Annotated in this window: 11 protein-coding genes, 1 other RNA gene and 1 pseudogene; 7 read left to right on the top strand and 6 right to left on the bottom strand. The window is 25.8% G+C overall.

The window, feature by feature from the left end:
- Positions 1-48: 48 nt before the first annotated feature.
- Positions 49-858, bottom strand: a complete 810-nt coding sequence (gene truA / locus D9V73_RS00935) for a tRNA pseudouridine(38-40) synthase TruA (RefSeq protein ID WP_158336420.1) — start codon at positions 856-858, stop codon at positions 49-51.
- Positions 859-1,207: 349 nt separating this feature from the next.
- Here truA and dksA point away from each other — a divergent pair, with 349 nt between their 5' ends.
- The 4 genes from dksA (at position 1,208) to thrC (ending at position 7,191) form a co-directional block, all read left to right on the top strand.
- Positions 1,208-1,663 (top strand): RNA polymerase-binding protein DksA, encoded by a 456-nt coding sequence (gene dksA / locus D9V73_RS00930; protein WP_158336419.1) that lies wholly within the window; start codon positions 1,208-1,210, stop codon positions 1,661-1,663.
- 826 nt (positions 1,664-2,489) lie between these two features.
- Positions 2,490-4,943, top strand: a complete 2,454-nt coding sequence (gene thrA, locus D9V73_RS00925; protein WP_158336418.1) for a bifunctional aspartate kinase/homoserine dehydrogenase I — start codon at positions 2,490-2,492, stop codon at positions 4,941-4,943.
- A 19-nt stretch (positions 4,944-4,962) separates the two neighbouring features.
- Positions 4,963-5,892: a homoserine kinase gene (thrB, locus tag D9V73_RS00920; RefSeq protein WP_158336417.1), complete on the top strand. Its 930-nt coding sequence runs from the start codon at positions 4,963-4,965 to the stop codon at positions 5,890-5,892.
- Between the two features lie 3 nt (positions 5,893-5,895).
- Positions 5,896-7,191, top strand: a complete 1,296-nt coding sequence (gene thrC / locus D9V73_RS00915; RefSeq protein WP_158336416.1) for a threonine synthase — start codon at positions 5,896-5,898, stop codon at positions 7,189-7,191.
- Between the two features lie 115 nt (positions 7,192-7,306).
- Here the strand turns inward: thrC and ychF are convergent, their stop codons facing one another.
- From ychF to D9V73_RS00900, 3 genes are all read right to left on the bottom strand, one after another.
- Positions 7,307-8,398: a redox-regulated ATPase YchF gene (gene ychF / locus D9V73_RS00910; RefSeq protein WP_158336415.1), complete on the bottom strand. Its 1,092-nt coding sequence runs from the start codon at positions 8,396-8,398 to the stop codon at positions 7,307-7,309.
- Between the two features lie 72 nt (positions 8,399-8,470).
- Positions 8,471-9,046, bottom strand: coding sequence for an aminoacyl-tRNA hydrolase (pth, locus tag D9V73_RS00905; RefSeq protein ID WP_158336772.1), 576 nt, complete (start codon positions 9,044-9,046; stop codon positions 8,471-8,473).
- 142 nt (positions 9,047-9,188) lie between these two features.
- Positions 9,189-9,809: a Fe-Mn family superoxide dismutase gene (locus tag D9V73_RS00900; RefSeq protein ID WP_158336414.1), complete on the bottom strand. Its 621-nt coding sequence runs from the start codon at positions 9,807-9,809 to the stop codon at positions 9,189-9,191.
- A 173-nt stretch (positions 9,810-9,982) separates the two neighbouring features.
- Between D9V73_RS00900 and rnt the strand changes: the two genes are divergently transcribed.
- Positions 9,983-10,618 carry a ribonuclease T gene (gene rnt / locus D9V73_RS00895; RefSeq protein WP_158336413.1) on the top strand — a complete coding sequence of 212 codons (636 nt, stop codon included), beginning with the start codon at positions 9,983-9,985 and terminating at the stop codon, positions 10,616-10,618.
- A 136-nt stretch (positions 10,619-10,754) separates the two neighbouring features.
- Here rnt and grxD read toward each other — a convergent pair whose 3' ends face one another.
- Positions 10,755-11,087 (bottom strand): Grx4 family monothiol glutaredoxin, encoded by a 333-nt coding sequence (gene grxD, locus D9V73_RS00890; RefSeq protein ID WP_158336412.1) that lies wholly within the window; start codon positions 11,085-11,087, stop codon positions 10,755-10,757.
- A 132-nt stretch (positions 11,088-11,219) separates the two neighbouring features.
- Here grxD and ssrA point away from each other — a divergent pair.
- Positions 11,220-11,583, top strand: a transfer-messenger RNA (tmRNA) gene (ssrA, locus tag D9V73_RS00885).
- A 34-nt stretch (positions 11,584-11,617) separates the two neighbouring features.
- Here the strand turns inward: ssrA and nadK are convergent.
- Positions 11,618-12,489: pseudogene (gene nadK / locus D9V73_RS00880) on the bottom strand (NAD(+) kinase).
- Between the two features lie 122 nt (positions 12,490-12,611).
- On the opposite strand from nadK, the gene grpE reads away from it, so the two are divergent.
- The gene (gene grpE / locus D9V73_RS00875) at positions 12,612-13,184 is read left to right on the top strand and encodes a nucleotide exchange factor GrpE (RefSeq protein WP_158336411.1); all 573 of its coding nucleotides are present in this window, start codon (positions 12,612-12,614) and stop codon (positions 13,182-13,184) included.
- Positions 13,185-13,219: the final 35 nt, after the last annotated feature.

Below are 13,219 nucleotides of genomic sequence, written 5' to 3'. Positions count from 1 at the left end.
ATTTTACTCTTTTAAAAAACAATATACCTTAATATATTCAATATTATATCATTTATATATAAAAAACGGACCAATAGGACTATGTGGTAAATTAAAAATATTGGGATATTTTACATCTACTAAATATAAACCTTCAGATTTAGCAGTAGGTGATGCTAATCTCCTATCCTTATAGGATAACAGTTCTTTGATCCAGTATTCACTATATTTAGATATACCTATCTCAATTAAACACCCTACTATATTACGAACCATACGATATAAAAACGAACTTGCTACAATATCTATAATGACTAATCGACGTATACTATATACTTTCAAAAATAAAATTTTTCTAATAGGAGTAATTGATTGACAATTAATAGCTTGAAATGAAGTAAAATCGTGTTCACCTACTAAATACTGAGCAGCACGATTCATTTTAAATACATCTAACTTTTTATAAAAACTATATAATCCTTTAAAAAAAATAGATGATCTACATTTATAATTGTAAATAATGTAACGATATCTTCGTGATATAGCACTATGACGTGCATGAAAACATTCTGGAACTTCTTGTTTCCACAATATAGAAATATCTTTTGGTAAATAATGATTTACACCAACAGTCCAAGAACTATAGTTTCTAATTGAAGAAGTATAAAAATGTACTACCTGTCCAGTACTATGAACTCCAGAGTCAGTTCTTCCTGCACAATACACTTCTACTACATGATTTGCAATAATCGACAATGCTCTTTCTACTTTCTCTTGAATATTTGATGCTAATTTTTGATATTGCCATCCGTGATAGTTACTACCTTGATATTCTATACCTAATGCAATTTTTACTTTTTGGGTTGTTCTTTCGTTCATTAAAAAAATTACTCTAACTTAAAATGTAAAATATATAAAATACTATGTCTTCGTAGTATTATTACTAAACCTAATTATTACGATTAAATTAATATTCGAAATATAACTTTATCTATATAAAATATAATCACTTTTAAAAGATACAAAGTTTGCAATAAATTTATATTTTGATATTATCACAACATTAAAAAATAAAATTTTAAATGTAAAATTAATTCTTTACTATAAAATAGTATAATTATTATATAACAGAATAAATTATTCTAAAATATTTCACATGTAATATTCATTATTAAATTATGACTTCAACATTTACCTTTAAATACAGTGCATTTATGGAAAATATATTATGCAGAAAGAAAAAAATAAAAAACAATCTTCTTTAAGTATACTATTCATGGCTGGAGTAAAACCTTACGAAAATACAAAAAACGAAAGATATATGAACACAAAACAAATTAATCATTTTAAAAAAATTCTCGTCGCTTGGGCTAATCAATTGAAAAATGGTATACCCCAAAACAAATTATATATACAAGAAAAAGCTACAAACTTCCCAGATCCTATTGATCGTGCTGTACAAGAAGAAGAATTTAGTTTTGAATTACGTCATCGAGATAGAGAAAGAAAGTTAATAGATAAAATAGAAAAAACTTTAAAAAAAGTTGAAGAAAACGATTTTGGTTATTGCGATTCATGTGGAGTAGAAATTGGAATACGTAGACTAGAAGCAAGACCTACTGCTGATTTATGTATAGATTGCAAAACATTAGCAGAAATCAGAGAAAAACAAATGTTAGGATAATTTATTGAACTTAATCCAATGTGTTGTTTTATAGTGAGCGGGATTTAACCCGTTTCACTCTAATTTTACTTAAAATACATTTTATATTAAATCACAATCATTTAAAAATAGTAACGATAAAATATGAAATATTTTTACTCAATTATTTTTAACATATCCTTAATAAATATTCACTTAAATTTTTTTAAATTTTTGTATATTTCTAAAATAACATTTTAGATATTACAAAACAATCATAGAACTAATTCTGTATTACGCATTACTAATTCAATGTAAATAGATTATAGAAATAAAAATGATGTAATAACTTTGAAAAACTAGTTTTATCTATTATTTAAGTTTAAAAAAACAATTTTAACTAAATAATAATTTGAAAATTACATATTGTATAATAGTTTTTATTGTTATGATAAATCTATTAACACTTAAATACAAACAACAAATATAATCAAACTTACATTAAAATCCATAAAATATAATATTAAAAGTATTTTAAAAATAAATATTTATTTTATAAAATATATAGTGTTAAATGTCTTACATATTTGATTAAATAAAAAATATTTTAAACATAGATATGATAATATAACAAATATAATGTGCAAAATAACGTTAATTTAACTCATTTTAAACAAAATTTGCAATTAATACAAAACTTATATGTTCAACAAAATTGAAATGTATAATTATTATACACAAAAAAATATATTTATTTCCAATAGTGTATTTAAAATTAGTTCACACTGAACTATATGTGAATAAAAAGAGCTTACTCTTCTATCAAGTGTGGGCTTTTCTTATGTAATACTTCAGGATTACTTTAAATATGAAAATTCTTAAATTTGGCGGTACTTCTCTTGAAAATGCAGCAAAGTTTTTGTTTGTGTCCAACATAATTGAAAAAAACTATAAATCAGAACAAATAGCTGTTATACTCTCCGCACCTGCAAATGTTACTAACCTATTAAATGACATAATTGAAAAAGCAATTAATAAAAAAAATATATTATCCGATGTTAACTTAATAAAAAATATTTTTTTTAAAATAGTTTCTAACATATATGATGAAAATAAAAATTTTCCATATAAAATAATAATAGAAAAAATCAATAACAAATTTGAAAAGCTGAAACAAATTATACATGGAATAAATTTATTAAACCAATGCCCTGATAACATTCGTGCTAAAATAATTTGTTATGGAGAATTATTATCTGTAACTATTATGGATGGTATTTTACAATCTAAATATTATAAAGTTACTATTATTGATCCAGTTAAAAATCTTTTAGTAATAGGTAAAAACTACCTAGATTCTATAATTGATATTCCAATATCTACTAAAAGAATTAATGAAATAAATATTCCAAAAAATCATATTATACTGATGGCTGGTTTTATAGCTGGAAATAAAAATAACGAACTAGTAGTATTAGGGCGCAACGGTTCTGACTACTCTGCAGCGATTTTATCTGTATGTTTAAAAGGAAATATTTGCGAAATTTGGACAGATGTGGATGGAGTATATACATGCGATCCTAAAATAGTAAAAGATGCTAAACTATTAAAATTTCTGTCATATCAAGAAGCTATAGAATTCTCTCATTTTGGAGCGAAAGTACTACATCCAAAAACAATTTTACCTATTTCACAATTTAACATTCCATGCTTAATTAAAAATACTATAAATCCAAATTCTATCGGGACAATAATATGCCAAAATTCCAATGAAAATACAATGTTTATTAAAGGAGTTGCTAATCTTAATGACATAGCTATGTTCAATATTTCAAGTTCTAAAATGAATAATATGACTAAAATATCATCTCGAATTTTGTCTTCTATGTCTTCTATAGGAATTTGGATGATATTAATCATCCAATCTTCTTCAGAATTTGATATCAATTTTTGTATACTTCAAAATTATGTAAAAATAACTCGTAATATATTAGAAAATGAATTTCAACTAGAACTAAAAAATAAACTATTAAAACCAATAAAAATAATAGAAAAATTAGCTATTTTATCTGTAATAGGATCAGGAATAAAAAATCAAGAAGAAAATGTATTTTCTAAAATATTTTTAGCGTTAGCTAGGAATAATATAAATATATTCGCTATTTCTCAAGGATCTTTACAAAATTCTATTTCAATAGTAATAAAAAATGATTCTATCATGTCTGGAGTTAAAGCAGTTCATAGTGTGTTATTTAATAAAAACAGTATAATCGAATTATTTTTAATTGGAATTGGAGGGGTCGGAAAAGCTTTACTAGATCAGTTAGGCGCACAACAAAATTCATTAAAACTAAAACATATCGATATACTAGTATATGGAATAGCTAATTCAAAAAAATTTCTTATCAACACGAACGGAATTAATTTAAAAGATTGGAATAAAAATTTTTCTATTGCTACTGACTTATTTGATATAAACAGTTTAATTAACTTGTCTAAAACAAATAATTTAATTAATCCAGTTGTCGTCGATTGTACTTCTGATAACAATATAGCAAATCAGTATCCTATTTTACTTTCTAATGGGTTCAATGTCGTTACATCTAATAAAAAAGCAAATACATCTAGTTTAAAATACTACAAAGAAATTAGATTAGCTGCTTTACATACAAATAAAAAGTTTTTATACGAAACAAATGTTGGAGCTGGTTTACCTGTAATAGAAAATTTAAAAAATTTGCTCAATGCTGGAGATAAATTAATACATTTCAAAGGTATTTTATCTGGTTCATTATCTTTTATTTTTGGAAAATTAGAAGAAAATATTCCGTTGTCTAAGGCAATCAAACAAGCACAACAATTAGGGTTTACTGAACCTAATCCGAAAGATGATCTATCTGGAATCGACGTAGCAAGAAAGCTATTAATACTAGCACGAGAAATTGGCCTAAAATTAGAACTAAAAGACATCTTAATTGAGCCAATACTACCTAAAGATTTTAATTATATTTCGAACACTAACAACTTTATAGAACAACTTACAGTATTAGACAAAATATTTTCTGATCGAATCAAAAAAACTAAAAAAATAGGAAAAACTCTTCGATACATTGGCATAATTAATAAAGAAGGACAATGCCAAGTAAAATTAGATGAAGTGGATAAAAGAGATCCATTATATGACATTAAAAATGGAGAAAATGCATTAGTTTTTTATAGCAAATATTATCAACCCGTTCCATTAGTACTAAGAGGATATGGCGCAGGAAATAATGTAACTGCTGCTGGGGTGTTTTCTGACATATTACGAGTATTACCATGATCAATAAGGAGTATAAATAATGATAAAAATTTATTCTCCTGCGTCAATTGGGAATGTAGGAGTAGGATTCGACGTGTTAGGCGCAGCAATTGCACCAATAGACGGATCATTCTTAGGAGATACTGTTACAATTCTTCCTTCTAAAAAATTTAATTTAATAAATAAAGGAACATTTTCGAATCAACTACCAATAGACGTGAATAATAATATAGTTTGGAAATGTTGGGATTACTTTTGCTCTTTTTTAAAAAAAAATCTTCCAATAACAATTATTCTAGAAAAAAATATGCCAATTGGATCTGGATTAGGATCCAGCGCTTGCTCAGTTGTTGCTTCTATTATTGCTATGAATATGTATTTTAATAATCCAATTCAAAAAACTGAATTATTACTTCTTATGGGAAAGTTAGAAGGGAAAATTTCAGGAAGTATACATTATGATAATGTTGCACCATGTTTCTTAGGAGGGCTTCAACTAATAATTAACAATAATGGTATAATATGTCAAAGATTGCCTATATTTAAAAATTGGTTATGGACTATTGCTTGGCCTGGGATAAAAGTTAAAACAGCTGATGCTAGAACAGCATTACCATTACAGTATAGCAAAGATATTTGTATTGAACACAGTCGTTACTTAGCTGGATTTATCCATTCTTTATATACTAAGCAACCTGAGTTAGCTTCAAAACTTATGAACGATGTTATTGCTGAACCATATCGAATTAAGTTATTACCTAATTTTTTAAAAACGAGACAAGAAATACAAAAAATAGGAGCAATAGGATGCGGAATATCAGGATCTGGACCAACTATTTTTTCTATTTCTGATAATCTACAAACTGCAAAAAATATCAAAAAATGGTTAAAAAAAAATTATCTTAAAACACATCAAGGATTCGTTCATATTTGTAAAATAGATACTATAGGAACTCGAAAAATAGGATAATAAATGAAACTATATAACCTTAAAAATATACAAGAAGAAGTTAACTTTTCAACAGCAGTAAAACTAGGACTTGGAAAAAATCAAGGATTGTTTTTTCCAAAAAAACTTCCAGTTATTTCACAAGACAAACTGATAAAATTATTGAATATGGATTTTTTAACAAGAAGTAGTGAAATACTATCTATTATTATAGGAAACGAAATTTGTAATTTTGAATTAAAAAAACTAATTAAAAAAGCATTTTCTTGTACAACTCCAATAATTGTTCCTATTTCAGAAAATATAGCTTGTCTTGAACTTTTTCATGGACCTACACTAGCTTTTAAAGACTTCGGAGCTAGATTTATGGCTCAAGTAATTTCTTTTCTTAACCATAAAAAAAATGAAATTATAACCATATTAACTGCTACATCTGGAGATACAGGAGCTGCAGTCGCTCATGCATTCTATAAAATGAAAAATGTTAGAGTAATTATTCTCTATCCTAAAGGTAAAATAAGCGAATTACAAGAAAAACTATTTTGTACATTAGGAGAAAATATAATCACTATTTCAGTTAATGGAAGTTTTGATGAATGTCAAGACTTAGTTAAACAAGCTTTTCAAGACCATGAACTAAAAACATTAATAGGTCTTAATTCTGCTAACTCTATTAACATTAGTAGGTTATTAGCACAAATATGCTATTACTTTGAAGCATTTTCATTGATTTCGACTGAACAACAAAAAAAAAAGTTAGTAATATCTATTCCTTGTGGAAACTTTGGTAATATTACTGCAGGACTATTAGCAAAATCATTAGGATTACCTATACAATCGTTTATAGCCGCTACTAATTCTAATGATACTATTCCAAGATTCCTTAATACAGGACAATGGTCTCCTAATAAAACTATATCAACTATTTCTAATGCTATGGATATTAGTCAACCTAATAATTGGCCAAGAATAGAAGAACTATATAAAAGAAAGTCATGGGATTTGAAGAAATTAAGATTCGGTAGTGTATCTGATAAATTAACACAAAAAAGTCTAAAAGATCTCAAAAAACTAGGTTACATATCAGAACCACATGCAGCAGTAGCATATAATGTATTAAAAAGTAAAATTAAGAATGATGAATTTGGCTTATTTTTAGGTACCGCACACCCAGCAAAATTTAAACATACTGTAGAAGCAATTTTAAATATAACTTTATCTTTACCAAATGAGTTAGCTAGCCATATTGCTCTACCACTATTATCGCACAATATTTATCCTAACTTTACTATATTAAAAAAATTCTTACTGCAACAATAAAACATAGCTTGTATATAGAGAAAATATCTCTCTATATACAAAATATTTCGAATATAAACATTTAAAATATCTCGTGATTAAAACATTACGAAAAATTTTTTATATGATGATATTATTATATCTTATATAAAACATTAATAATATCTCCATCATTAATGTGATAATTCTTCCCTTCTATTCTCACTTTTCCAAATTTTTTAGAATTTTTTTCTCCACCATACTTCACAAAATCGAAATATGAAATCACTTGAGCTCGAATAAAACCTTTACTTAAATCTGTATGAATACATTTCACTGATTGACAAATTTTAATATTATTCGTTGTTGTCCATGCATGTATTTCTTTTTTTCCAACAGTAAAAAATGTTTTTAATTTCAATAACTTATATCCGTGATAGGTAATAGCACTCAAACCTGATTCATCTGAATTCAACTCTAATGTTTTAAAATTATTATTTTTTTTATTGTTTGATATGAAATTATCATTTCTTATATCCATATAAACTACTAATACAATGGAATCTTCATTTTTTGAAATGTCATTAATACCTTTAATACAAACATTATCTTTAAAATTTCGACTAGCATTGACAACATAAATCATTGGTTTTAATGTAATAAACTTTAAATAGTCAATTATGTTAATTTCTTCTGAAGTCAAATTTAATAATTTCAACAATCTATTTTCTTTTAAACAAGCTAAACAACGATCAAGGATTTCAATTTCCCGATCTATTATGCTTCTTTTTAATATATAATTTTTTTTAAGTCTATACATTCTATTTGTACAAATTTCAAGATCAGATAGCATTAACTCTAGATTAATTATTTCAATATCATTAACGGGATCTATTTGACCATATATATGGGTAACGTTATCATTTTTAAAACCACGCACTATATGAATGATTAAATCTGTTTGCCTTATATGATCTAAAAACCTATTTCCTAATCCCTCTCCTTTATACGCGCCTTTAACTAAACCGGCTATATCTACTAATTCTACATATGCAGGAATAATTTTGCTAGAACTAACTATATTATAGAGTGTGTTTAAACGATCATCAGATACTAACATTATTCCAACGTTTGGTTTAATAGTACAAAATGGAAAATTATCTGCTGGTATTTTTAAATTTGTTAACTGATTAAATATAGTTGATTTTCCTACATTAGGTAATCCTACTAAACCACACTTAAAACCCATAAAAATGTTTATACCTTATTCGTAGATGAAGAATATCTTGCTATAAAACATACATTTTAATTTAAAAAATTTTTAATAATTTCTATTACATTTTAATATTTTTTTTATTATTAGAATATTACTATCCTTTACCAAAAAATTAGTTATATTAACAGCATTTAATATGGATTCTTCAATCAATTTTCTCTCATTAAATAGAGGAGAAGATAAAACGAAATCCGCTATTTTTTTAGATTTCATAGGACGACCGATACCAATTTGAATTCTTAGAAAATGTTTTTTTTTTGATAATAAGTTAACAATATTTCTAACTCCATTATGACCATTATGTCCATATCCTAATTTAAGTCGTATTAATCCAGGATTTAGATCTAATTCGTCATGAACTATGAGCATTTCATTTAACTTAATATTATAAAATTTAGATATAGTTAAAATAGATTCGCCATTTATATTCATAAAAACATTTGGTATAAATAAGTAAACTCTAGAATTTGAGTATATAAAAGATGCAGTATAACCTAAAAGTTTTTTATTCTCCTTTAAAACTTTATGATGATAATTAGCTAAATTTTGAATAAACCAAGAACCAACATTGTGCCTAGTTTTATCATACTTAACAATCGGATTAGCTAGTCCAACTATCAATTTAATTTTTTTCAAATAAATATCACGTTATAAAAACTATCAATACTTTAAGAGATACAATGTACTCTGTCTTGATAGAATAATTAAAATTAAAATATATGTATAAAAGTTTTGTATTTTAAATAAAATACGATTTTATATATTAAACTGATTTTAAACTAAATCGTCTATTTGCTTCATCCCAATTAATGACAGTCCAAAAAGCATTAATATAATCTATGCGATTGTTTTGGTATTTTAAATAATAAGCATGCTCCCAAATATCTAAACCAAATATAGGAAAACCAGATGTACCAGATATAACCTCTCCCATTAAAGGGTTATTCTGATTGACAGTAGATGAAATAAATAATTTTCCATTTTTTTTAATTAACCAAATCCAACCAGAACCAAAGTGATTTATAGCTATTTTTTCAAACTCTACTTTAAAATTTTTAAAAGAACCAAAGTTTTCTTCAATAGCAATTTTTAACTTTCCATTTAAAATTGTACCTAACTTTAAAGTAGTCCAAAATAAACTATGATTTGCATGTCCCCCAGCATTATTTTGTAATGATATTTTATTACTAACATTTATAACGCTTAATTGAGAAATTATACTTTCAATAGGATAATTTAACCAATTAGTATTGTATAATATGCTATTTGTATTATTAATATACGACTGATGATGTTTAGTATGATGAATATACATCGTTCTTTCATCTAAATATGGTTCTAAACTATCATAAGAATAAGGAAGTGATGGTAGAGTATACTGCATTTTATAATCCTATAAATCTTGTTATGTACCTGTTAAAAAGATTATCTTTTAAAAAATTTTATGACGTCATTATCAAATTATAATATAATTTCATAATAACTATCTAGTACTTTACATTATTATACAGTAAATGATAAAAAATTATAGACATTTAATTACAAAATGAGAATCTGATGTACAAAATAAAAGAACATTATTTCTTAAGTAAACGATTTCGAACTCTTTATCCAGTAGTTATCGATATTGAAACTTCTGGATTTGATTCAACAATACACGCATTATTAGAAATTGCTGTTATTACATTAAAAATGAACTCACTAGGACTATTAGAACAAGAAACCACTTTACACTGTCATATAAAACCTTTTACAGGATCAATTATCGATCCCAATGCTATTGCATTCAACGGAATTGATCCTTTTAATCCACTTCGTGGTGCAATTAGCGAATGCGAAGCATTACACTCTATATTTCAACTAATTAATGCAGGAATTCAAAAACAAAAATGTAGTAAAAGCATTATTGTAGCTCATAATGCAATATTTGATTTTAATTTTCTTATGGCAGCTATTACAAGAAATAAAATAAAAAACAACCCATTTCATCCATTTACTATATTCGATACGGCTACATTAAGCGGACTAGCTGTAGGACAAACTGTTCTAGCAAGAGCATGTAAAACAATCGGATTAAAATTTGATAATAATCAAGCACATTCAGCTTTATATGATACAAAAAAAACAGCTAATCTATTTTGCGAAATAGTTAACCGATGGAAAAAATTGGGTGGATGGCCACCCACCCAATAACCAAAAAAATACTATTATTACGTACAAATTGAATAATAGAATTATTATATCTTAAATCTTTTACACATCTATAGTACTTAATCTAGTTTAATTAAAAACTAAACTATTTAATTAAAAAAATCAAATATCTATTACTTTACTCAGATCTATTGACATTATTAATAGCTTTTTTAAGCAAAAGTTCAAGTTCTCCACTTTCAAATAATTCTAAAATAATATTGCAACCTCCTATAAGATTTCCACTAATCCACAATTGCGGAAAAGTTGGCCAATTAGCATATTTCGGCAATTCACTTCGAATATCCGGATGTTCAAGAACATTAACAAATGCAAATCTTATTCCACATGAAGATAAAGCTTGAACAGCTTTAGCAGAGAAACCGCAATTAGGAGAATCAGGAGATCCCTTCATATAAATTATGATAGGATTATTTTTAATTTGGTCTCGAATTCTTGTTACAGTACTCATATCAATTACTCCTATATATCTTTTAAATAAACTGTAATTAATTGCAAAGTTATATGACTATTAATCAAGTTTTAAATATTCACTAAAATTTATTACTAGATTATAAATTTATTTTGTTATATAATCAAAATAGGGGCTGATTATGGATTCGACAAAATTATTGAAAACTAAAGTGCATGCCGAGGAACGGTTTGCCTCGTTAAAAGCCGTAAAAATATAATAGCAAAACATAAAAACTACGCTTTAGCAGCTTAATAACCTAAGTTAAAGCCCTCTTTCTTTACTTATTCTCTTAAAGAAAAGATAAAAGGGGTTAAAAAAACAAGAGATCGCAAATTCGAGTCATACTTACAATCTTGATTTGTTAAAATTTCTGTAAGTAATAATCTATACGCGTGTCTATACGTTTGTAGATAATCACCAATAATAGACTAAGCATGTAGTACTGAAGTCGTAAAAGTTTTGGACGCGGGTTCGATTCCCGCCAGCTCCACAAATAATAACGTATTCTATAATTATCGATATAAAAATTATTTTTTTAACCAATTTAATTTAGAACTTAAAACGTCAAAATAATTATAATTTTTTGGATGTATTAAAGATAAAAAATCTCTACTCCGTTTAATAAAAATTACATCCTGATTTTCTACCGGTAGTATTATTTGACCATCGCAACTTATTTTTAATTTTGATACAGTTTCCATACATTTCAAGCAAATAATACTAGTACTACTGATTACTAAAGGTCGAGAGGATAAAGTATGAGGAAACATAGGAACTAATACAATAGCTTCTAATGAAGTAACTAAAATAGGACCACCAGCTGAAAGAGAATATCCAGTTGATCCTGTAGGAGTAGAAATAATTAAACCATCAGAACGTTGAGAAAAAGCAAAAGAACTATTAATGTACACTTCAAAATCTATCATATGAGCTACATGTTCGGCATGCAATACTATTTCATTAATAGCTTTGCTTTCAGAAAATAATCCATTTTTCTTAATAACTCTAACTTCTAATAAGAAACGATTTTCTTGAATATATTTTCCTGAAAGTACATAAAGCAATTGTTCAAATGCAGTGTCGGGATTTAAATCAGTTAAAAAACCCAAATTTCCTCTATTAATTCCAATAATTTTAATTTTATATGCAGACAATACGCGGGCTGCACACAACATATTTCCATCACCTCCCACTACTATTACTAAATCACACTGCTTGCCAATATTAGATAAAGAATCTATATTAATTTCCTTCAAACCTAACTTAATAGCTACTTTATCTTCAATAATTACATGATACTTTTTTTTTTTAGCCAATTATAAAGGACTTTATGCGTAGATAGTGCGCTAAAATGACGTGGGTATCCTACTATTCCAATACAACTAAAATATTGTTTCACAAAATAAATTCCTTTATGATAAAATTACAAATTATTATTTAATATATCATACTAAAAAAACTTATTGTTATTTCTAAAACTTAACAAATATTTAGCTTCTAAAAATACATAAGGATATTTATATGAGTAACAACAATATAAAACTAGATACTACAAATGATAACGAAAATGTTACAATTCAAAAAAACCAAACAAAAAACATTCCAAACCAACGTGATTCTTTTAATAACATCAACCAATTAAACGAAAAAATATTAAATATAAAAAAAAATATTGTTGATATAAAATTACGAGAACAAGCAGAAATAGAAAATATAAAAAAAAGAACTGATAAAAAAATAAAAGAAATAGAAAAAACACAACTACAATATTTTTGTACTAAATTAATTCCAATATTAGATGATTTAAACAACATAAAAAACATTGCACATACACTAAATATTGAACACAATAAAATAGTTAAGGGAATTTCATTAACTTTAAAATCATTATTAAATACAATCAAACAATGTAATATAATAGTAGAAAATAAAATAAATATAAAATTTAATCCATTGCTCCACCAAACTGAATCTAACGAACAATTAAATGATACTGATTCCTACTATGTCTCTTCAATAATTAAAGATGGTTATATATGCCAGGATACAATTATACGCAAAGCTACAGTAAACATAAAAAAAGAAACGCTATAATTTAATCTTGTAAACTACTTTAATTAAGAAAAAAT

It is taken from the genome of Buchnera aphidicola (Melaphis rhois) (assembly GCF_005080745.1).
GTDB lineage: Bacteria > Pseudomonadota > Gammaproteobacteria > Enterobacterales > Enterobacteriaceae > Buchnera_B > Buchnera_B aphidicola_AT.
The sequence above is the reverse complement of the archived record's forward strand: the minus strand, read 5'-3'. Positions and strand labels throughout refer to the sequence as shown.